The sequence below is a fragment of the Eikenella exigua genome (assembly GCF_008805035.1).
In the GTDB taxonomy this organism is placed as follows: domain Bacteria; phylum Pseudomonadota; class Gammaproteobacteria; order Burkholderiales; family Neisseriaceae; genus Eikenella; species Eikenella exigua.
Genome location: NZ_CP038018.1, coordinates 293,031 through 314,364 on the forward strand (window position 1 = coordinate 293,031; position 21,334 = coordinate 314,364).

21 protein-coding genes are annotated in these 21,334 nt (G+C 56.7%); 11 read left to right on the forward strand and 10 right to left on the reverse strand.

All coding sequences use genetic code 11. The annotated features are described in order from the left end of the window. Positions 1 to 76 precede the first annotated feature (76 nt). The 4 genes from EZJ17_RS01595 to EZJ17_RS01610 form a co-directional block, all read right to left on the reverse strand. A complete protein-coding gene (locus EZJ17_RS01595) occupies positions 77 to 847 on the reverse strand; it encodes a TatD family hydrolase (RefSeq protein ID WP_067440509.1) in 771 nt (256 codons plus the stop codon). A gap of 2 nt (positions 848 to 849) precedes the next feature. After that, positions 850 to 1,209, reverse strand: coding sequence for a PilZ domain-containing protein (locus EZJ17_RS01600; RefSeq protein ID WP_067440512.1), 360 nt, complete (start codon positions 1,207 to 1,209; stop codon positions 850 to 852). Positions 1,210 to 1,308: 99 nt separating this feature from the next. Next, entirely contained in the window at positions 1,309 to 2,292 is a 984-nt protein-coding gene (gene holB, locus EZJ17_RS01605) for a DNA polymerase III subunit delta' (RefSeq protein ID WP_151086002.1), read from the reverse strand. A gap of 142 nt (positions 2,293 to 2,434) precedes the next feature. Continuing rightward, positions 2,435 to 3,073, reverse strand: coding sequence for a DedA family protein (locus EZJ17_RS01610; RefSeq protein WP_003824111.1), 639 nt, complete (start codon positions 3,071 to 3,073; stop codon positions 2,435 to 2,437). Positions 3,074 to 3,363: 290 nt separating this feature from the next. On the opposite strand from EZJ17_RS01610, the gene ettA reads away from it, so the two are divergent. Continuing rightward, positions 3,364 to 5,037 carry an energy-dependent translational throttle protein EttA gene (gene ettA, locus EZJ17_RS01615; protein WP_067440518.1) on the forward strand — a complete coding sequence of 558 codons (1,674 nt, stop codon included), beginning with the start codon at positions 3,364 to 3,366 and terminating at the stop codon, positions 5,035 to 5,037. A gap of 79 nt (positions 5,038 to 5,116) precedes the next feature. After that, positions 5,117 to 6,457 (forward strand): deoxyguanosinetriphosphate triphosphohydrolase, encoded by a 1,341-nt coding sequence (locus EZJ17_RS01620; protein WP_067444187.1) that lies wholly within the window; start codon positions 5,117 to 5,119, stop codon positions 6,455 to 6,457. A gap of 69 nt (positions 6,458 to 6,526) precedes the next feature. Here the strand turns inward: EZJ17_RS01620 and EZJ17_RS01625 are convergent, their stop codons facing one another. Then, positions 6,527 to 6,934: a Spy/CpxP family protein refolding chaperone gene (locus EZJ17_RS01625; RefSeq protein ID WP_003822497.1), complete on the reverse strand. Its 408-nt coding sequence runs from the start codon at positions 6,932 to 6,934 to the stop codon at positions 6,527 to 6,529. A 183-nt stretch (positions 6,935 to 7,117) separates the two neighbouring features. Between EZJ17_RS01625 and rpe the strand changes: the two genes are divergently transcribed. The 5 genes from rpe (at position 7,118) to EZJ17_RS01650 (ending at position 12,550) form a co-directional block, all read left to right on the forward strand. Beyond that, positions 7,118 to 7,801, forward strand: coding sequence for a ribulose-phosphate 3-epimerase (gene rpe, locus EZJ17_RS01630; protein ID WP_067440524.1), 684 nt, complete (start codon positions 7,118 to 7,120; stop codon positions 7,799 to 7,801). Positions 7,802 to 8,062: 261 nt separating this feature from the next. Then, positions 8,063 to 9,775, forward strand: coding sequence for a proline--tRNA ligase (locus EZJ17_RS01635; RefSeq protein WP_067440527.1), 1,713 nt, complete (start codon positions 8,063 to 8,065; stop codon positions 9,773 to 9,775). A gap of 174 nt (positions 9,776 to 9,949) precedes the next feature. Next, positions 9,950 to 10,498 (forward strand): carboxymuconolactone decarboxylase family protein, encoded by a 549-nt coding sequence (locus EZJ17_RS01640; protein WP_064086892.1) that lies wholly within the window; start codon positions 9,950 to 9,952, stop codon positions 10,496 to 10,498. Between the two features lie 250 nt (positions 10,499 to 10,748). Beyond that, complete coding sequence (locus EZJ17_RS01645; protein WP_067444188.1) at positions 10,749 to 11,684, forward strand: dihydroorotate oxidase; 936 nt, start codon at positions 10,749 to 10,751, stop codon at positions 11,682 to 11,684. A gap of 176 nt (positions 11,685 to 11,860) precedes the next feature. Further along, positions 11,861 to 12,550, forward strand: a complete 690-nt coding sequence (locus EZJ17_RS01650) for a DUF6796 family protein (protein ID WP_156496477.1) — start codon at positions 11,861 to 11,863, stop codon at positions 12,548 to 12,550. A gap of 121 nt (positions 12,551 to 12,671) precedes the next feature. Here EZJ17_RS01650 and gloB read toward each other — a convergent pair whose 3' ends face one another. After that, entirely contained in the window at positions 12,672 to 13,424 is a 753-nt protein-coding gene (gloB, locus tag EZJ17_RS01655) for a hydroxyacylglutathione hydrolase (protein ID WP_067444190.1), read from the reverse strand. Positions 13,425 to 13,503: 79 nt separating this feature from the next. Here gloB and EZJ17_RS01660 point away from each other — a divergent pair, with 79 nt between their 5' ends. Next, a complete protein-coding gene (locus tag EZJ17_RS01660; protein ID WP_067440539.1) occupies positions 13,504 to 14,100 on the forward strand; it encodes a phosphatase PAP2 family protein in 597 nt (198 codons plus the stop codon). Positions 14,101 to 14,402: 302 nt separating this feature from the next. Here EZJ17_RS01660 and EZJ17_RS01665 read toward each other — a convergent pair whose 3' ends face one another. Continuing rightward, positions 14,403 to 15,164 carry an FG-GAP repeat domain-containing protein gene (locus EZJ17_RS01665; protein WP_067440542.1) on the reverse strand — a complete coding sequence of 254 codons (762 nt, stop codon included), beginning with the start codon at positions 15,162 to 15,164 and terminating at the stop codon, positions 14,403 to 14,405. A gap of 38 nt (positions 15,165 to 15,202) precedes the next feature. On the opposite strand from EZJ17_RS01665, the gene EZJ17_RS01670 reads away from it, so the two are divergent. Next, entirely contained in the window at positions 15,203 to 16,444 is a 1,242-nt protein-coding gene (locus tag EZJ17_RS01670) for a multifunctional CCA addition/repair protein (protein WP_067444192.1), read from the forward strand. A 275-nt stretch (positions 16,445 to 16,719) separates the two neighbouring features. Here EZJ17_RS01670 and lptM read toward each other — a convergent pair whose 3' ends face one another. Further along, positions 16,720 to 16,911 carry an LPS translocon maturation chaperone LptM gene (gene lptM, locus EZJ17_RS01675; RefSeq protein ID WP_082880678.1) on the reverse strand — a complete coding sequence of 64 codons (192 nt, stop codon included), beginning with the start codon at positions 16,909 to 16,911 and terminating at the stop codon, positions 16,720 to 16,722. 76 nt (positions 16,912 to 16,987) lie between these two features. Here lptM and cyaY point away from each other — a divergent pair, with 76 nt between their 5' ends. Then, positions 16,988 to 17,311, forward strand: a complete 324-nt coding sequence (gene cyaY / locus EZJ17_RS01680; protein WP_231868043.1) for an iron donor protein CyaY — start codon at positions 16,988 to 16,990, stop codon at positions 17,309 to 17,311. Positions 17,312 to 17,378: 67 nt separating this feature from the next. Here the strand turns inward: cyaY and EZJ17_RS01685 are convergent, their stop codons facing one another. After that, on the reverse strand, positions 17,379 to 17,945 hold the full coding sequence (locus EZJ17_RS01685) for a hypothetical protein (RefSeq protein ID WP_067440551.1): 567 nt from the start codon (positions 17,943 to 17,945) through the stop codon (positions 17,379 to 17,381). 59 nt (positions 17,946 to 18,004) lie between these two features. Continuing rightward, positions 18,005 to 18,949 (reverse strand): class I SAM-dependent methyltransferase, encoded by a 945-nt coding sequence (locus EZJ17_RS01690; RefSeq protein ID WP_067440554.1) that lies wholly within the window; start codon positions 18,947 to 18,949, stop codon positions 18,005 to 18,007. Between the two features lie 495 nt (positions 18,950 to 19,444). On the opposite strand from EZJ17_RS01690, the gene EZJ17_RS01695 reads away from it, so the two are divergent. After that, positions 19,445 to 20,743: a DEAD/DEAH box helicase gene (locus EZJ17_RS01695; RefSeq protein ID WP_151086004.1), complete on the forward strand. Its 1,299-nt coding sequence runs from the start codon at positions 19,445 to 19,447 to the stop codon at positions 20,741 to 20,743. The last annotated feature ends 591 nt before the right edge of the window (positions 20,744 to 21,334 follow it).

Sequence of the window (21,334 nt, forward strand, 5' to 3'; positions counted from 1 at the left end):
GATTTGCCGATTTAGAACGACTAAACCATACGGGTGCAGCGGATTTTTAGTAGAAGCAGCGTGTACCAAACAGGTTTCAAGCCGCTATGCTAATTTTGTGGAACAGCCGCAGGCAGTTGGTGGTGGTGGCTTGGATAATGTTTTCCAAGTTGTCATCACGCAATTGGGCAACGAAGGCGGCGGTATGGCGTACGTAGGCGGGCTCATTGGGTTTGCCGCGTTTTGGCACGGGTGCGAGGTAGGGAGCGTCGGTTTCCACCAGCAGCCTGTCGATCGGCACGTAGCGGGCGGCTTCTTGGATGGTGGTGGCGTTTTTGAAGGTGACGATGCCGGAGAAGGAGATGTAGAAGCCTAAATCCAAGGCCAGTTTGGCGGCGTGTACGTCTTTGGTAAAGCAGTGGATAACGCCGGCGTGGGCTTGATGTTCGCGCAGCAGGCGCATGGTATCGGCAGCAGCATCGCGGGTGTGGACGACAAGTGGCAAGCCGCTGCGGTTGGCAGCTTCGATATGCAGGGCGAAGCGTTGGTGCTGCCAGGCCAAATTGCCTTTGCACCAATGATAATCCAAGCCGGTTTCGCCGATGCCCACCACTTTGGGCAGGGCGGCGCGTTCCAGCAGTTCTTCCAGGCTGAATTCTTCGGCTTCTGGATCGTCTGGGTGGATGCCGACTGTGGCGTAGATGTTGGGATAAGCTTGGGCGATGGCGTGCACTTCTTCGAAGCTCTGCCGGCTCACGCTGATGGCGATGGCTTTATCCACGCCGGCCTCGGCCATGTTGGCGAGGACTTCAGGTAGCCTTTGGGCGAGGTCGGGGAAGTTGAGATGGCAGTGCGAATCGATCAGCATGGCTACATGGTGTAGGTGGCGCGGTCGGTATGCAGCAGGCCGGGCAGTTGGTCTTCGATGTAGTTTTTACATTTGATGCCGGTTTCATCGTCGCCGAAAGCGAGGCCTACGCCTTGCGGCTGGCCGTTGGTGGTACGGCTGAGGTTGATCCACACTACGCGGGTGCGTAGGAAGAATTTTTCTGCATTGTCAAACAGTTCCAATACCAGCAGCACTTCTTCGCCCATTTTGAATTCGTCGTTGGTGGGTACGAAAATGCCGCCATGCTCCAGAAACGGCATGTAGCTGTAGTAGGCGGTGGGTTTGTCTTTTAGGCTAACGCTCATCATGCGGCCGGGGGCGCTATCGGAGGGGGTGCTCATTGGTATGTCCTTGTTGTGAGTAAGTAGAGTGAAGGCCAAATATAGCTAAATTGCTTATTGCCTCAGCCAATGCCAAATGGTGGTTTGGCGGTTATTTTCTTAAAGTGGTTTGTTTTGCCAAAAGGCAAGATAACTGGTTAACAAATTTTCAATCTGCATTCTAACACTTAAGGTGTGCCGGCCGTAAGGGCTGAGGCGGTCTAGGGTGTGTACCAGTTGGAATAAGGTTGTCCCCTGGGTGCGGGAGGCTACCTGAAAAATGGCGGCTTGGTGTTGCGGGTAGTAGAGCGGGGGCAGGTTTTGTTGGGCGAGCGCGGTGTCGGCCAGCCATTTGTGCAGCCAGTCGAGAAACACGGCTAGCGGCCATTTTTGCTTGTCGAAGGCGGCGGCGTAATCCAGCATGGTCAACAGGCGCGGTTTGGCTAGCAGTTGGCACAGCTCTTCGCGCATGGCGTCTTGCTCCGGTTCGGCAGCAAACAGCGGGGCGCCGCTGTGGAAGGCGAGCAGGGCTTCGGCTTGAGGGGTGTTTTGCGTTTTCAGGTAGTCTAAGGCTTCTTCGGCGCTTGGGGCGGGCAGCAGGAAGGGGCGGCAGCGGCTTTTAATGGTGGGCAGCAGACGGTCTTTGTTGTGGGTAACCAAGAGAAATACCACCGATGCAGGCGGTTCTTCCAGCATTTTCAACAGCGCGTTGGCGGCTTGGATGTTCATGGTTTCCGCCGGCTGCACCAGCACCACGCGCAGCCCGCCGCGCACGGAGCTTTGCAGCAGTGGCGATAGCACGGCGCGCACGGCGTCGATTTTGATTTGCAGCAGCTTGCGCGCGCTTTCGCCCTCGGCAGGCAGCTCGGGCGCGAGTTCGTAGTAGTCCGGATGGCTGCCTTGGGCGAACAGATGGCAGGAAGGGCAGCTGCCGCATGGCTGGTGTTCGGCCTGCGGCTGTTCGCACAACAGCGCCTGCGCCAGGTGGCGGGCAAACGCTGTTTTGCCGGTGTCGCGTCGGCCGGTAAGCAACCAAGCGTTGGGGCGGTTGCTCCATTGGGCAGCCAACTGCCGCCAAGCGGATTCATGCCAAGGATAAATCATAGGAAAACGTGAAGGCTACCTGAAAAAAGATTGGCCGTTTAACAATAGAGTGAATGACAATAAGACTGCTACTGCGTTGGCTTGTCACCATTTTAATTCGCTATGGTAAGAGGCTACCTGAAAATGAAGCAGGAGCGGCAGACTAAGCCTTCTTCCCCCACTTGGCTTTGGCGATTTCCACAGCCATCGGTAGCACGGACACCACGATAATGCCGATCACCACCAAGCCGAAATTATTTTTCACCACCGGCAGCTCGCCGAAGAAGTAGCCCGCATAAGTGAGCAGCCCCACCCACATCAGCGCACCGATGATATTGTAGCGGATAAAGCGGCCGTAATGCATATTACCCATGCCCGCCACAAAGGGCGCAAAGGTGCGCACAATCGGCACGAACCGTGCCAGGATAATCGTTTTGCCGCCGTATTTTTCGTAGAAAGCATGGGTTTTATCCAGATACTCGCGTTTGAACACGCGCGAATCCGGTTTGGCAAACAGCTTTTCGCCGAAATACTTGCCGATGGCGAAGTTTACCGCGTCGCCAATCACTGCCGCCGCCAAGAGCAGCGCGGCTGCTATATGCACATTCATCCCGCCCAGCGCCGCCACCGCGCCGGCGGCAAACAAGAGCGAATCGCCCGGCAGAAAGGGCGTAACCACCAGCCCGGTTTCGCAAAACACGATGAGAAACAGGATGGCATAAATCCACAGGCCGTAGGTTTGGGTGAGCTCAATGAGGTGTTGGTCGATATGCAGAACGAAATCAATCAGGCTGGCAAGCATGGGGAAACCGCAAATAAAAAGAACGGGCGGCATTGTAAGGCAAGAGGGGGCCGGGCTGAAAGGGCTGCGTGCAAACCGCGCTGCAAACGCCGTTTTTTGCCGCCGGTTAGATGATGCAATTTTTCAGGTAGCCTTAGAGGGGCGAGAGGCTACCTGAAAGTTTCTTTTTCTTAGAAACGCTGTTGCTCCGTATTTTCAGGTAGCCTTTCGGCTGCTTGAAATGCTTTTTTCGGTTAGAATCGGCGGCATTTACCTATTTGCCTGTTTCCCCCTATTTTCGAGGAGTTGTTATGTCGCAATACGTCTATTCCATGTTGCGCGTGAGCAAGGTTGTGCCGCCGCAGAAAACCATCATTAAAGATATTTCCCTTTCTTTCTTCCCCGGCGCGAAAATCGGCCTGCTCGGTTTGAACGGCGCAGGCAAATCCACCGTGCTGCGGATTATGGCGGGCGTGGATAAAGAGTTTGAGGGCGAAGCCGTGCCGATGAGCGGCATCAAAATCGGCTATTTGCCGCAAGAGCCGGAGCTTGATCCCGAAAAGACCGTGCGCGAGGAAGTAGAAAGCGGTTTGGGCGAAGTGGCCGCGGCGCAGAAACGTTTGGAAGAAGTGTATGCCGAGTATGCCAATCCCGATGCGGATTTTGACGCGCTGGCGGAAGAGCAGGGCCGCTTGGAAGCGATTATTGCTGCGGGTTCGTCCACGGGCGGCGGTGCGGAACATGAATTGGAAATCGCCGCCGATGCGCTGCGCCTGCCGGAATGGGATGCCAAAATTGGCAATCTGTCCGGCGGTGAGAAACGCCGTGTCGCTTTGTGCAAACTCTTGTTGAGCAAACCCGATATGCTGCTGCTGGATGAGCCGACCAACCACTTGGATGCGGAATCGGTCGAATGGCTTGAGCAATTCTTGGTGCGCTTCCCCGGTACAGTCGTTGCGGTAACGCATGACCGCTACTTCCTCGACAACGCCGCCGAATGGATTTTGGAACTCGACCGCGGACACGGTATTCCGTGGAAAGGCAATTACTCGTCTTGGCTGGAGCAGAAAGAAAAACGCTTGGAAAATGAAGCAAAATCCGAAGCCGCGCGCGTGAAGGCGATGAAGCAGGAATTGGAATGGGTGCGCCAGAATGCCAAAGGCCGCCAAGCCAAGTCCAAAGCGCGTTTGGCGCGTTTTGAGGAAATGAGCAACTACGAATACCAAAAACGCAATGAAACGCAGGAAATCTTCATTCCCGTCGCCGAGCGTTTGGGTAATGAAGTGATTGAATTTGTGAATGTTTCAAAATCGTTCGGCGACAAAGTGCTGATTGACGATTTAAGCTTCAAAGTGCCTGCGGGTGCGATTGTCGGCATCATCGGCCCGAACGGCGCGGGTAAATCGACGCTGTTTAAAATGATTTCGGGCAAAGAGCAGCCCGATTCCGGCGAAGTGAAAATCGGGCAAACCGTGAAAATGAGCCTGATCGACCAAAGCCGCGAAGGTTTGCAAAACGATAAAACCGTGTTCGACAACATCGCCGAAGGCCGCGATATTTTGCAGGTCGGGCAGTTTGAAATCCCCGCCCGCCAATATTTGGGACGCTTCAATTTCAAAGGCAGCGACCAAAGCAAAATCGCGGGGCAGCTTTCCGGCGGCGAACGCGGACGGTTGCACTTGGCGAAAACCTTGTTAAGCGGCGGCAATGTGTTGCTACTGGACGAACCGTCCAACGACCTCGACGTGGAAACCCTGCGTGCGCTGGAAGAGGCATTGCTGGAATTTGCCGGTAGCGTGATGGTGATTTCGCACGACCGCTGGTTCCTTGACCGCATCGCCACGCATATTCTGGCGTGCGAAGGCGATTCGAAATGGGTGTTCTTCGACGGCAACTATCAGGAATATGAAGCCGATAAGAAATGCCGACTCGGCGAAGAAGGCGCGAAACCGAAACGTATCCGCTACAAACCGGTAACCCGTTAAAGCGCAAAGAGGCTACCTGAAAACCGAAGGCTTAGTTTTCAGGTAGCCTCAATTTATCCAGCCAAACCAAAGGACAAACATGAACTGGCAGCAACTGCTCAGCACTAAGCGTTTCAAGCCCGAGAACGGCCGTCTGGTGGCCACCGTTACCCCCTCCAGCCAAGAAGGCGCGGATGCGCTGCGCACCGATTTTCACATCGATTACGACCGCGTGGTGTTTTCCGGCTCGTTCCGGCGGCTGGGGCGCAAAACACAGGTGCACCCCTTTGCCGAACACGACCACACCCACAACCGCCTCACCCACAGCGTGGAAGTGGCTAGCGTGGGGCGCAGCCTAGGCAACCGCGTGGGCGTAATGCTGGCCAAGGGCGGTTTCTTGCCGCCGGAGAATACGCCTTCCGATATTGGCGCCGTGGTGCAGGTGGCCTGCCTCGCGCACGATATGGGCAACCCGCCTTTCGGCCACACCGGAGAAGAGGCGCTGCGCGACTGGTTCCGCAACCCCGAGCACGCAGGCTACCTAGAATATCTGGCCGAAGCCGAACGGCGCGATGTGCAAACCTACGAAGGCAATGCCCACAGCCTGCGCATCCTCGCCAACCTTGAAATGTACCGTCATCGCGGCGGCATGCGGCTTACTGCCGCTTCCATCGGCGCACTGCTCAAATACCCGTGGACTACTTCTGCGCCGCAAGGCTTGAAAAAATTCAATATTTATCAAACCGAGCTGCTATTTATCGAGTGCGTGGCCGCCGAATTGGGGTTACCTGAAATTGCTGCACACCATTGGAGCCGCCACCCCCTGTCCTACTTGATGGAGGCGGCAGACGACATCTGCTACGCACTCTTGGATTTGGAAGACGCGGTGGAGCTAGGCTTGTTGGACGACCGCGAAGTGGAAAACGTGTTGCAGGGCATGGTGCACATCGACAAACTCTGGCCGGAGCAATCCGCCCGCCAGCGCTGCGCCATGTTGCGCGGCATGGCCATCGGCCGCACCATCGACGACATGGCGCAAACCTTTATGCTGCACCATGCCGACTTGCTCTCTGGCAACTTCCAGGGCAAAGACCTGCTCAGCGTGTGCACGCCTGAAGTGCGCGATACGTTGGAAGGAGCAAAAGAGCTGGCACGCACCCGTGTGTTCCGCCACCAGAGTAAGCTGATTACCGAAATCGCCGCCTTCCCCTGCATCGGCTCGATTCTCAACCTGCTCGTGCCCGCCGCCTTCGCCTACATCACCAAAGCACATGTCAGCACCCGCCAATCGCTGGCCTTGGAGCTGCTGCGCGACGACCCATTGAACGAACAAGACACACTCTACACCGCCTACATGAAAATCCTCGATTTCGTCGGCGGCATGACCGACAACGCCGCCGCTAGACTGGCGCGGGAAGTGTCGGGGATTGGGATGCTGTAATATGTTTCCGTGTAAATAATGAAAGGCTACCTGAAATTTCAGGTAGCCTTTCCAATCGGGCAGGGCTTTTTACTGATACTGGCAATGCCGACGCCATTCCTGCCGCTGCTGCGGCGTGAGGATTTGCAGCAGGGCGTGTTGGGCGCGCAGGTTTTCCACTTCGCGCTGCATTTGCGGGGTGTATTTTTCGTTCACATAATGCCGTGCCATGTTTTCATCGAACACCGGGCCGGAGAGCACCAAATTGGAAGCCTGTGTGGTGTATTGGCGCAGGTTGCGCGATTGTGCCACGAGGTTGTCCATCCGTTGGCGGTATTCGGCGCGCACTTGGCGCAGCTGCTCCTGTTGGCTGCTGCTGAGCGCAAGCTGGCGCATATCGCAGTTGGGACTGTCGGCCAAGGCAAGGCTGCCGGCAGTGAGTAGGACGGTGGAAAACACAATCCGGCAAAGGGTTTGGCGGCGGGGAAGAGGAGTCATGGGATTAACTCTTTAGATTCAGTGTTGAACCAAGTAAATTTATTGCTGCCAGTATACGAATGACGGCGTGAAACACGGTATAATCTTGGTAAACCTGTGTAAACAACAATGTAGTGGAAATCACTACGTTTTTGGCACGATGTGCGATGAATTATAGTCCCATTTATAGAAGAAAGCACCAACATGACCCACTACCGTATCGCTCCGAGCATTTTATCTGCTGATTTCGCCCGTTTGGGCGAAGAAGTGCAGCGCGTGATTGCCGCCGGGGCCGACTGGATCCATTTTGATGTGATGGACAACCACTACGTGCCCAACCTCACTTTCGGGCCGATGGTGTGCGCCGCGCTCAAGCCTTATGCCACCGTGCCGCTGGATGTGCATTTGATGGTGGAGCCGGTGGACGAAATGATTCAGGCTTTTGCCAAGGCCGGTGCCGACATCATCACCTTCCACCCCGAAGCCAGCCGCCATATCGACCGCAGCCTGAGCCTGATCCGCGACAGCGGCTGCCGCGCCGGGCTGGTGCTCAACCCCGCCACGCCGGTGTATGTATTGGAGCATGTGTTAGACAAACTCGATGTGGTGCTGCTGATGTCGGTGAATCCCGGCTTTGGCGGGCAGAAATTTATTCCGCACACGCTGGAGAAAATCGAACAGGTGCGCTCGCTCACCGACCTCTACGCCGCCGAAAGCGGCCGCCGCATCTTGATTGAGGTGGACGGCGGCATCAAGGCCGACAACATTGCCAAAGTTGCCGCCGCCGGTGCCGATACCTTCGTGGCCGGCTCTGCCATTTTCAATCAGCCCGACTACGCAGCGGTGATTGCCGAAATGCGGCGGCAGTTGGAAAAGGCCGGCAGTTGATACGGCAAAAGGCTACCTGAAACTTTACAGATACAGCGGAAGCACTTCATTTCTTCCTGCCGCGTGAGCCGCCTTGGCATACTTGGTATGGCTTGCAGCAGGGTAGGGGAATTGAGTGCTTCCGCTCAAGCTTTTTCAGGTAGCCAATGTTGCAGGCTACCTGAAAAACCAAACTGCAGCTTTCAGGTAGCCTCATGCTGCAGCCCGCCTGAAACATTGATACAATTCCCCGTCTATTCTTAATCCCACAGAAAGCCCGTCATGAAAGCCTCCCAGTTCTTTATTTCCACCCTCAAAGAAGCCCCCGCTGAAGCTGCGCTGGCCAGCCATAAACTCATGCTGCGCGCCGGGCTGATTAAGGCCAACGCCTCCGGCCTCTACACTTGGATGCCTATGGGCTTGCGCGTGTTGCGCAAAGTGGAGGCCGTGGTGCGCGAAGAGATGAACCGCGCCGGCGCCATCGAGCTTTTGATGCCCGTCATCCAACCCGCCGACTTGTGGAAAGAATCTGGCCGTTGGGATTTCTACGGCGACGAGCTGCTGCGCATCACCGACCGCCACGACAATACTTTCTGTTTCAGCCCCACCTGCGAAGAGCTGATTACCGATATCGTGCGCAAAGAAATCACCAGCTACAAACAGCTGCCGAAAAATTTCTACCACATTCAAACCAAATTCCGCGACGAACGCCGCCCCCGCTTCGGCGTGATGCGCGCGCGCGAGTTTGTGATGAAAGATGCCTATTCCTTCCACACCGACTACGAATCCCTGGTGCGCGACGGCTACCAGCCCATGTATCACGCCTACTGCCGCGTGTTCGACCGCCTAGGCCTCGACTACCGCCCGGTGGCCGCCGACACCGGCAGCATCGGCGGCACCGGCTCGCATGAATTCCAAGTGTTGGCCGAAAGCGGCGAAGATGTCATCGCCTACAGTAGCGAATCCGATTTCGCCGCCAATATCGAGCTCGCCCCCACCCTGCGTCAAAGCGGCGAACGCGCCCCTGCGCAAGCCGCGCTTGCCAAAGTGCATACCCCGGGCGTGAAAACCATTCCCGAGTTGGTAGAATTTTTGCAGATTCCGATTGAACGCACGCTCAAATCCATCGTGGTGGAAGGCGCAGAAGAGGGTGAACTCGTGTTGCTGCTGTTGCGCGGCGACCACGAATTCAACGACATCAAAGCCGAAAAACTGCCCGGCGTGAAAAGCCCGCTGGCCATGGCTACTCCCGAAGCCATTAAAGAAAAATTCGGCGCAAACGGCGGCTCGCTCGGCCCGGTGGGCTTCAAGGGCAAAGTGTATGCCGACTTCGCCGTAGAAAAACTGGCCGACACCGTGATCGGCGCCAATGAAGACGACCACCACTACACCGGCTTCAACTTCGGCCGCGACTGCCCCGAGCCCGAATTTGCTGACATCCGCAACGTAATCGCTGGCGACCCCAGCCCCGACGGCAAAGGCTACCTGAAACTCGCACGCGGCATTGAAGTGGGCCATGTATTCCAACTGCGCGACAAATATTCCGCCGCCCTGAACGCCTCGTTCTTAGACAACAACGGCAAATCGCAAATCATGGAAATGGGCTGCTACGGCATCGGTATTACCCGCATCGTGGCCGCCGCTATCGAGCAGAACAACGACGAGCGCGGCATCATCTGGACCAACGCCATGGCGCCGTTCCAAGCCGTGATCGTGCCGATGAACTACAAAAAATCCGAAGCCGTGCGCGAGGCCGCCGATAAAATCTACGCCGAACTCACCGCCGCCGGAGTGGACGTGCTGCTCGACGACCGCGACGACCGCGCCGGCGTACTGCTGGCCGACAGCGAATTGTTGGGCATCCCGCACCGCATCGCCATCGGCGACCGCGGCCTGAAAGAAGGCAAAGTGGAATACACCGAACGGCGCAGCGGCGAAACCGAATTGGTAGCGGTGGGCGAAATTGCCGCTAAGCTGAAAGGTTTGTTGGCTTAAGCATTACGCTGGATTAGAGGCTACCTGAAAAGCTTGGCTTGATAGAAGCTGCGTTTATTTTCAGGTAGCCCTTATGCCTCTGAGTTCTATCGATCCGCACAAACCGTTATTTAGCCGAGAGCCCGCTTTCCGCTACAATCCCACTTTTTCAAGCACACATAAAGGAACCCAATCATGGCACGTCTTCCCGTCCACACCGTAGAAACCGCCCCCGAAGCCGCCAAACCGCGCGTGGAAGCCGCGCTCAAGGCCAACGGCTTTATCCCCAACCTCATCGGCGTGTTGGCCAATGCGCCCGAAGCCCTGGCGTTTTATCAGGAAGTGGGCAAGCTCAACGCCGCCAACAGCCTCACCCCCGGTGAGGTGGAAGTGGTGCAGATTATTGCCGCCAAAACCAACGAGTGCGGCTTCTGCGTGGCCGGCCACACCAAAATCGCCACGTTGAAAAAACTGCTCTCCGAAAAAGCCATCCAAGCCTCGCGCCATCTGAACCCCGCCGAATTCGACGACGCCAAATTGGCCGCCCTGGCCGCCTTCACCCAAGCCGTGATGGCGAAAAAAGGCGCGGTGTCCGATGCCGAGCTGCAAGCCTTTCTAGACGCGGGCTACAACAAACAGCAATCGGTGGAAGTGGTGATGGGCGTGGCGCTGGCCACCCTGTGCAACTACACCAACAATCTGGCACAAACCGACATCAACCCCGAATTGCGCGATTACGCTTAAACACATGCAGCTTGCTGCGGTGAGCGAAACCAAGGCTACCTGAAATTTCAGGTAGCCTTTGGTTATGGGGCGGCAGTGCTATGCCGATAGGGTAGGTTTCAAGCCTTTGAGATTTTCAGGTAGCCTGTTTGATTGCAGGCTACCTGAAAATCTGTGGAGCAGCCTGCCACGTTCATTTGCCCCGCCGCAAGCGGTATATTCCCGTTCGGTGTACAATGCTGCCGTTCAACCATCAACCCAGGAGCCACCCATGCCCAGCACCCAAACCCAGATTGCCGGTTTCTCGTTTGACAACTGCCTCATGAACGCCGCCGGTGTGGCCTGCATGAGCATTGCCGAATTGGAAGAAGTGAAAAACTCCGCCGCCGGCAGCTTCGTGACCAAAACCGCTACCCTCGAGCCGCGCGCCGGCAACCCCGAGCCGCGCTACCGCAACGTGCCGCTGGGCAGCATCAACTCCATGGGCCTGCCCAACCACGGCATCGATTACTACCTCGACTACCTGCTCGACCTGCAAAACCGCGAGCCGAACCGCACCTTCTTCCTCTCCCTGGTGGGCATGTCGCCCAGCGAAACCCACTCCCTCCTGCGCAAAGTGGAGGAGAGCGGCTTTAGTGGCCTCACCGAGCTCAACCTTTCCTGCCCCAACGTGCCGGGCAAGCCGCAGATTGCCTACGATTTTGAAACCACGGAAAAAATCCTCGGCGATGCCTTTGCCTATTTCAGCAAACCGCTGGGCATCAAGCTGCCGCCCTATTTCGATATCGTCCACTTCGACCAAGCCGCCGCCATCTTCAACAAATTCCCGCTCAAATTTGTGAACTGCGTCAATTCCATCGGCAACGGCCTGTATGTGGAAGACGAAACCGTGATCATCCGCCCCAAAAACGGCTTCGGCGGCATCGGTGGCGAATACATCAAACCCACGGCGCTGGCCAATGTGCACGCTTTCTACCAGCGGCTCAACCCCTCCATTCAAATCATCGGCACCGGCGGCGTGCTCACCGGCCGCGATGCTTTTGAACACATCCTGTGCGGCGCCAGTATGGTGCAAGTGGGCACCACCCTGCATAAAGAAGGCGTGCCCGCCTTCACCCGCATCACTAAAGAGCTGAAAGCCATCATGGCTGAAAAAGGCTATGAAACGCTGGACGATTTCCGCGGCAAATTGAAATATTTGGACTAACCGCAATCGGCGTATCCAACAATAAAGGCTACCTGAAAAATTTCAGGTAGCCTTTTTAAATCGGATAGGATTGGTGCTGTTTGCCTGCGTTATGGGATTATCCTGATTTATATGGCAATCCAGTTTGCTATAAATTGAGAAAGAAAATCATCCATGTTCTTGTTATCAGGCGTAAAATGGGCACTACCAACACTGCTTTAAGGAGAGTAATCATGCACGAGAAACAGATAAAACTCATCGCTTATGCCTCCATTATCGCGCTTTGGCTGGTGTGGCTGGCGGATCTGGCCATCGACATCCGCACCATGTTCGATGACGGTTTCTGGCAGAATATGGCGTGTCTCCCGCCGTGGCGTGTGGAAGTGGCTACATTTGCCCTGTTCCTTTTTCCGTTTGTATCGGGTGGCGTGTATGTGCTCAATAGGGGTTTGCGGCAGCCCTGGTTATGCCTGATGCTGGTGTTTCTGTTTGGTACGGTGTGCATTTATATGCACAGCAGCTATTTTTATTTCGCCCGCGCTGCTGCGTACCATGCCACGCTGTCGGGCGCGGAACGTGAGGCGGTGGGTGCTTTGCTGGCGGAATACCAGTCGTTTAAAAATATTTTCGGCGCGGTATTTCTGATTGGCGTGCTGGTGGTCAGCGTGTGGCTGTTTGCCGTGGTGGCGGCTGGGAAAACCGTGTTTCCGCGCGCCTTCGCCCTGCTCAGCTCGCTGACGGGTGTGCTGTTGGGCAGAATGCTCAGAGTTGTTTATCCGTCTGCCGCCGGAACGCTGTATCCCGTGCTCATCCCGTCTTTCTGGATGGCTTTGCTGTTTACCGTTTATCTGCTGTATTTGCTGCGATACGGGCAAACGAACAAATAAGTGGCTACGATACAAAGATTGCCGCCAAAAGGCTACCTGAAATATTTAGTTGCGCAGAAACTACGCTGCGCGGTACTTTCAGGTAGCCTTTTTATCTCCGCAATCAAGCTGCCATGTGGGTTTAAAAATGGGTTTTCAATTCGCGCAGGGCGGTGAAGACTTGCTCTTCGCTGTGCAGGCTTTGGTTGCTGAGTTCGGCGGTGCGGGAGGCTACCTGAAAATCGGCGGTGCGCAGGAAGGGGTTGATTTGCCGCTCGTGGGCGAGGGATACGGGCAGGGTGGGCGTGTGCACGGCGGCGGCCAGGCTGTGGGCGATTTCGGGGTTGTGCGGCTCGATGTGTGCGGCGAAACGCAGGTTGGCGGCGGTGTATTCGTGGGCGGGGTAGAGCAGGGTGTTTTCAGGTAGCCTGTTGATGCGTTGCAGGGAGGCGAAGAGTTGGGCGGGGGTGCCGTCGAAGACGCGGCCGCAGCCGGCGGAAAAGAGGGTGTCGCCGCAGAAGAGATGGGCTTGCCCGACTGCTTGCAGCAGGTAGCTGAGGTGGGTTTGGGTGTGGCCGGGGGTGTGCCAAACTTCCACTCGGCTTTGCCAGAGCGGCCAGCGGCTGCCTTCGCCTACGGTGTGGGTGGCGTGTGGGATGTCGCGGTTGGCATAAACGCGGCAGTCGGGGAACTGGCGGATGAGCTCGGGCAGGCCGGCGGTGTGGTCGGCGTGGTGGTGGGTAATCCAGATTTGGCGCAGCGCCAGGCCGTGGGCTTTCAGGTAGCCTGCTACGGGAGCGGCGTCGCCGGGGTCGATGCAGACGGCTTCGTTGTCTTGTTGGAGCAGCCAGATGTAGTTATCGGCAAGAGCGGAAATGGGCGTGATTTTGAGCATAGTGGCAATGTTAGTAAATTGACAAAAAGGTGGCCGGTTGCTAGCCTTCACAACATTTTACACGATAAGGGAGCGGCAGATGACCGCTGTGGATTATGTAGTGAATTTGGTGTTGAGTGGGATTTTGATTGTGGGGGCGTATCAGTTTTATTTTTTCACCCAGCGCCACCCGCTGCGACCGGCACAGGTGCTGAATTCGCCACTGGATGAGAAGATTCCGTTTGTGGCTTGGTGGTCGTGGGTGTATAGCTTTTTGTATTATCCGGCAATTTTGTATTTAAACTGGCTGATGGCGGATTCGCGCCAGTTTGTGATGACGGCGTTTAGCTTTTTGATTTTGCTGTTTGTACAAATGGTGTTTTTCTGGCTGTGGCCGGTGTCCACGCCGCCGCACTGGCGCAGTGTGAACACGGGCAAAACGGCTTCGGAGAAGTTTTTGCTGTTTGTGCAGAAGTTCGACCAATCCACCAACTGCTTCCCGAGCATGCACGTTTCGGTGGCGATGCTTACGGCCATGTATGCCTACCCGAGCATGGGCGCGGTGGCGTTTGCCTTTCCGGTGTTGATCGCGCTTTCTTGTATGTTTACCAAGCAGCACTATCTGATGGATTTGCCCGCCGGTGCGTTTTTAGGCTGGCTGGTGTTTAAGCTGTATGGCTGGCTGATGTTGGGATAAATGAGAAGGCTACCTGAAAGTCCCAGGTAGCCTTTTTTACTGCGAGGGTCAGCTAGGAGGCGGCATTGTTATGCCGCTGTTTGAAGTGTCGGGCTGTTCAAGTTTTCAGGTAGCCTGAAGTCTTTGCCAAACAGTATGCATTTGGTACAGGGTGGGTTTATACTCACTCTGTTTTCAATGGATTGTACGGGCTAAGTCTCAATCTTAAGCAAAGGCGGGCAGGCAATCTGCCATTAAACAACAGGGCATGGTTTTCAGCCTGTTAGGCTGGATAGAGGCTACCTGAAAAATTGGCGCGGATATCAGCGCTCGCGGCGTACGCTTTGCCGCCAGCGGCCGTTCACGAGCCGTTTGGTGGTGATTTCGATGTAAGCGCCGTTGGCTTGTCGGCTATCCCATGTGGTGACGGCGATTTTACGCGGAGCGCGACCAGGGATAATCTGCCAGGTTTCTTCGGCGTGGAAGCAGCAGCCGTCGCGGGCAGCGGTGGTCAGGGTGTGGCGGGCGGCATCCACGCGGAACATACCCATGTAGTCGGAGGCGAGCTCGGTGAGCTCGCGGCTTTTAACGAAGCGACCGGATTGGGTCTGCACGTAGATATCGTAGCTGGGGCTGCTGTAGTAGCCACCATTGCCGTTGCGGATGGCCAGGTCGAGTTTGCCGTCGAAGTTGTAGTCACCCATTTGCACATCACTTGGCCACAATCCATTGTTGTGGAAAGAGAGTTGTTCGCTGCGGAAGCTTTGCGAGAAGCTGCCGTGGCGCAGGGTAACTTGGGCTGGGCCCATGCAAATCATGCCATCTCTGTCGCAGCTGTCGCTTTGCACTTCGGCCTGCCAGCCGGGAGGCAGTTTATTCGCATCTACCGTTAGACTGCGGGCGTGGGCGGTGAGGGGCAGAATGGCGAGCAGGAGCAGTAGGGAGGGTTTCATGGCGATCTCCAAGGGTGAGGAAAGGGTTGGGGTGTATTGTAGCAGCAAAATCAGGCGGCTGGCTTGATATAGGTGGATATTTTTCAGGTAGCCTGAATCGGCGGTTTTGGCAAAACGGGGCAAATCGGGCATGATTCGGTTTGGACGAACTGCAAACAGGAAAAGGGCAAATGGAGATTTATCTGGTGGGCGGTGCGGTGCGCGATGCCTTGTTTGGGCGGGAAGTGAAAGACCGCGATTGGGTGGTGGTGGGCGCCGATGCGCTGGCCATGCTCGCGGCGGGCTATCAGCCGGTGGGCAAGGATTTTCCGGTGTTCCTGCACCCCGAAACGCATGAGGAATACGCCCTGGCGCGTACCGAGCGCAAAACCGGGCGCGGCTATGCCGGCTTCACCTTCCATGCCGAGCCGGACGTTACCCTGGAGCAAGACCTGCAACGGCGCGACCTCACCATCAACGCCATGGCGCAGGATGCGGCCGGGCAGATTATCGACCCCTTCGGCGGGCAGGCCGATTTGGCCGCGGGCATATTGCGCCACGTTTCCCCCGCCTTTGCCGAAGACCCGGTGCGGATTTTGCGCACCGCGCGGTTTGCCGCCTGCTACGGTTTTCAGGTAGCCCCCGAAACCCTGCGCCTGATGGTGGATATGGTGCAAAACGGCGAAGCCGATGCGCTGGTGGCCGAGCGCGTGTGGCAGGAGTTTGCGCGCGGGCTGATGGAAGCGCGGCCGGTGCGCATGATTGACGTGCTGCGCCAATGCGGCGCGCTCGCCGTGCTGCTGCCCGAAGTGGAAGCCCTGTTCGGCGTGCCGCAGCGCGCAGACTACCACCCCGAAATCGACTGCGGCATCCACACCCTGCTCACCCTGCAAAGCGCTGCTGATGCCGGATTGAGCCTGCCCGAACGCTACGCCGCGCTGCTGCACGATTTGGGCAAAGCCGCCACCGCGCCCGAAATCCTGCCCGCACACCACGGCCACGAAGAAGCCGGCGTGCCGCTGGTGCAGGCGGTTAATCAGCGCTGGAAAGTGCCCAAAGCCTGCGCCGACTTGGCCGTGCAAGTGTGCCGCTGGCACGGGCAGCTGCATAAAGCGGCCGAATTGCGCCCGCAAACCGCCGCCAAAATTTTGCAGCAAACCGATGCCTACCGCCGCCCCGAACGCTTCGCCGCCATGCTCAACGTATGCCGCGCCGACGCGCAAGGCCGCCTCGGCTTCGAACACGCCGCCTACCCGCAGCGCGAACACTGGCTCGCCCTGCTCGCCGCCGCGCAGCAAACCGACACCGCCGCCATCGCCGCCGCCCACACCGAGCAACCGCAACGCATCGCCGAAGCCATCGCCACCGACAGGCTAGCGCGGATTAAACCCTTGCAGGAAGCGTATCGGCGGGAGCAGGAGAGGGCTACCTGAAAAATGACACCGCCGCGTCGCCGATGCCGGCAGCATCCTGCCGTCAAAGAAGTGAAAACCAGGCAGGAACGGCGGGATACTCAATATTGCTGAAGTTTATTTTTTCAGGTAGCCTCCAGCAGGGATGAGGCTACCTGAAAAAGTATGGCCGAAATATTTCCTTTCCATCATGTTAGTTCGTTGCCCAGTAGGAAGGAATGTGCTTTGGCTATATTGCCCACCCTTTGAGGCAGAGTGCTCATGCGCCGAATTTTGAACCGGCTATTAAGCCGTGCTTATTTGCTAAAAGGCAGCGGTTGCGGCTGTACATCGGGCATCGGCGCGATAGGGCTGAATTGCAGGCCGGTTTGCACGGGGGCGAATCGGGCACGGTCGCTTTCTTTGGGCAGGTAGAGGTCGCCTTTGTAGCCGCAGGAGCTCAGGAGCAGTGCAGCGGCGAGGGCGGGGAATAAGGTTCGCATCATCATCAACTCGAAATTGCCTGAAACAGGCGGCTGTGGCAAGATGGGCCATCTTAAACAAAAATGCCACCATACACAAACCATCATGACCGAGACCGAATTTTTGCGCTATTCCGACCAATTGTTTGCCTACATCGAAGACCAGCTCGACCAGTGCGGCGCCGATTTCGACTGCGAACACAACGGCAATGTGCTCACCATCGAGGCCGATAACGGCACGCAGATTATCGTAAACCGCCACACGCCGAACCAAGAGCTGTGGATTGCCGCCAAAAGCGGCGGCTACCACTTCGCCCTGCGCGACGGCGAATGGCGCTCCACCCGCGACGGCAGCGGTTTTTTCGCCATGCTGAACGAAGTGCTGGGCGAGGCGGCGGGCGAAACGGTGGAGATTGAGCCGCTGTAGTTTGATCCGGATGCTTGGTAAAGGCTACCTGAAAATCGATTGTAGATTTTCAGGTAGCCTTTATCCATTAAGGCCGCCGCTTGATTTTATGCAATATCATGCCGATAACGAAGGTGCAGAGCAGCAGGCCGAAGGCTGCGGGCAGGATAACGGCGTAGCCCGCCGCCCGGCCGTAACGGATGCTCCACAGGATTTTGCCTGCGGCAGCTGCGGCTAGGCAGAACAGCCCGAGGCGTGGTTTGCGCTGCCAGAAGGCGGTGGCAATCAGCGTCAGGCTCAGGGCAACCATGCCCGATGCCAAGACTTTGGCCGTATTCCAGCCGCCGAGCAGGAAGTTTTGCTCCATGGCCAAAAACTGCTGGATGCGTTCGTTTGGATAGTCGGGTGGGGGAAACCAAAACATACTGCTGAGCAGCAGCAACAAAGTAGCCCAAATACCGGCGTGGCTGCGGCGGTAGGCTGCGAGGCAGAAGGGGATGAGGAACAGCGGGCGGATGTACCAGCTCAGGGGGTTATGATGCCGGGCGAATGCCCAATAGAAAAAACGGCTGTCGGCAAAAAAAGCGGTAATCAGGGCGGCGCTGAGCAGGGCGAATAGGATGGCGGCTGCGCGATCGATGGCGGATCGGTTCATAAGGGCGGATATAAAAGGCTACCTGAAAACGGTTTGGATGTTTTCAGGTAGCCTTTGCTTTAGCGGTGTTTGATTGTCCAGCAGCGGTGGATTTTGCGGTTGCGGAAGTCTTCGGGCACGGATTGGCGGCTGATTTCGGCTACGGCATGGCGTTCGGCCACGGCGGGTTCGAGCTCGAAGCTGCGCAGGTTGTTGGAAAAATAAAGCGTGCCGCCGGGTTCGAGCAGCTGCATGGCTTCGCGGATGAGGCGGGGATGGTCGCGCTGGATGTCGAGGATGTCGAGCATTTTTTTGCTGTTGGAAAAGCTGGGCGGGTCCATCACGATGAGGTCGAAGCGTTTGCCTTCGGCGGCGGCGGTTTGCAGGTATTGGAATACGTCGGCGCGGATGATGCGGTGCTGCTCGGGGTTGATGCGGTTGAGCTCGAAGTTGCGCCGCGCCCAATCGAGATAGGTGTTGGACAAATCGACGGTTTCGCTGCTAACAGCGCCGTCGGTGGCGGCATATACGCTGAAGCTGCCGGTGTAGGAGAAGAGGTTGAGGAAGCGTTTGCCTTGGGCTTCGCTGCCGACGAGGGCGCGGGTGTTGCGATGGTCGAGAAAGAGGCCGGTGTCGAGGTATTTGTCGAGGTTTACCCAGAAGGCGCGGCCGTTTTCGTGCACGATAAAATCTTCGCCGCTGCGGCCGGTTTTTTCGTATTGGCTGCTGCCGCGCTGGCGGCTGCGCTGTTTGAGGTGGATGTGTTCGGCGGGAAAGCCGGTGATGAATTGCACGGCTTCCACCACTTCGGCCAGCCAGGCTTCGTATTCGGCATGCTGCATGATCCAGCCGGTGTCGTATTCCTGCAGGTGGACGTGGTTGCCGTAGATGTCGATGGCGAAGGGGTATTGCGGGATGTCGCGGTCGTAGAGCCGCCAGGCTTCGATATTTTGCCGGCGCGCCCATTTGATGAGGTGTTTGGCGTTTTTGCCCAGCCGGTTGGCAAAGGCGGTGATTTCGCTCATGTGAGGCTACCTGAAAAGTGGAAAAAGGAGTGCGGCTATTTTACGGTTAATTGCCCCGTCGCTCCAAACGGGCAACTGTGGCTTTCAGGTAGCCTTTTCGGTAGATAGGTGTAAATCCAAAGATTTTGCTTGACCGATTCCAAGCAAACGCCTAAGATGCCGCCTCTTTTTTGTTCGAAGCCATCGTCTTCAGCCCCCGCAGTTTTACAGCTGCGTCTGTTTGCCGCATTTTGCGTGCAATCCTTCTCTGCTTCGCAGGTTGTCGCCGATGCCACTCCAAGCGCTTTGCTTGCGACAATCTTTTGCGTAACATCCAGCGGTTGCCCTCACTTTCTTTGCTGCATGAGCCCGTTTTGCCGTACTGCCTGTACTGTTTGCGGCCTGCCCTAGTATGGAAAGCGAAGGAATCCCGCTTCTTTCTGTTAGCGCATCCTTTTGCTTCGCGGCTGCCCGTTTTGTGCGGGCGGAAAGTATTGTTGTCCTTTTTGGAAACACATGACCATCCAATTCAGCGACCTGCTGCACGATAAAAACCTGCTCGCCGCCCTGCGTTCTGCCGGCTACATCGAGCCCACCCCCATCCAAACCCAAGCCCTGCCCGCCGCCATCGATGGCCGCGATATCATGGCTTCGGCACAAACCGGCTCCGGTAAAACTGCCGCTTTCCTGCTGCCCAGCCTGCAACGCATCACCCGCCGCAGCGACAAATCCGGCAAAGGCCCGCGCATCCTCGTGCTCACGCCCACGCGCGAGCTGGCGGCGCAGGTGGAAAAAAACGCCAAAATCTACGCCCAAAATATGAAATGGCTGCGCACCGTCACCCTGGTGGGCGGCTCGTCTTTCGGTTTTCAAATCAAGGCGCTGGCCAAGCCAATTGATTTGGTGGTGGCCACGCCAGGCCGCCTGATGGACCACATGCGCAGCGGCCGCATCGATTTCGACCGCCTCGAAGTGCTGGTGCTCGACGAAGCCGACCGCATGCTGGATATGGGCTTTATCGACGACATCGAAACCATCGTGGCCGCTACGCCCGAAAGCCGCCAAACCCTGCTCTTTTCCGCCACTTGGGACGGCGCCGTGGGCAAGCTCGCCCGCCGGCTCACTAAAAATCCCGAAGTGATTGAAATCGAACGCGAAGACAACCAAGGCAAAATCGACGAGCAGCTCTTTTACTGCGACGATAAAAACCACAAAAACCGCCTGCTCGACCATATTTTGCGCGATGCCAATATCGACCAGTGCATCATCTTCACCAGCACCAAAGCCATGAGCGAACAGCTGGCCGACGAACTCTACGAAAAAGGCTTCGCCGCCAACTGTCTGCACGGCGATATGCCGCAAAACTGGCGCAACCGTACGCTGATGGATTTGCGCAAAGGCCGGATTAAAGTGCTGGTGGCTACCGATGTGGCTGCGCGCGGCATCGACGTGCCCAGCATCACCCACGTGATCAACTACGACCTGCCCAAACAGGCCGAAGACTACGTGCACCGCATCGGCCGCACCGGCCGCGCCGGCCGCCACGGCCTCGCCCTCACTTTTGCCGAAGTGAACGAATACGTGGCGGTGCACAAAATCGAAAAATACCTCGGCCGCAAGTTGCCTGAATTCACCATCGAAGGCATGGAACCCACCCGCAAGCGCAGCAAAGCCCCTCGCAAACCCAAAGGCGGCGGTTGGAAACAAAAAGGCGGCCGCAAGCCCAACGCCAGTGGCAAACCATTCGGAGGCCGTCCCGCTGGCAACCCGCGTAGCAAAGCCCGCAAACCGGCCGCCCAAGGCCGCCGCGCCTGATATGGCTGAACAATTTCCCCCTGCTGGGCGAACCGACGCAGTAGGGGGAAGTAAGCGTTTTAGTTATGGCCGGTTTGTAGAAGCTGGCTGTAAATAATAAAGGCTACCTGAAACTTGAGAAGCGGCATGAAAGATAGCCGTATGGTTTCAGGTAGCCCTTAGTTTGGCTTGAGCGATTTGCTTGGCTTGTTTGTTCGGCTTACAGTAAGATGATTAGCTGTTTGGGTGTGGCGAGAACGCTTCTCTGTGTATGAACACTGTGTCGGGGAGCTGCCTCAAGCCAAACCCAAAAATGCCGCTTTCCGAGCAGCCTGTAAAACAGCCAATCTACGGCACATTGTGCCGTAAACGTAAACCGCGGCTAAAACATCTCATTTCACGGGATGGTCTGATTTCTATTTTGAACGACGATACCGTTTGGGCTACCTGAAAAACAGATGGCGTTGCTGATGTTTGCTTTACAGTAGCCCTATTGTTTTAATTTTGTTTAGGCCTCGTTTTCAGGTAGCCTATTCCATCATTTTCCCCAACCCTGCCGCTTCGTGCTGCAGAAGAACCGTTGATAAATATCACGGATTAGGAGTGTAACTA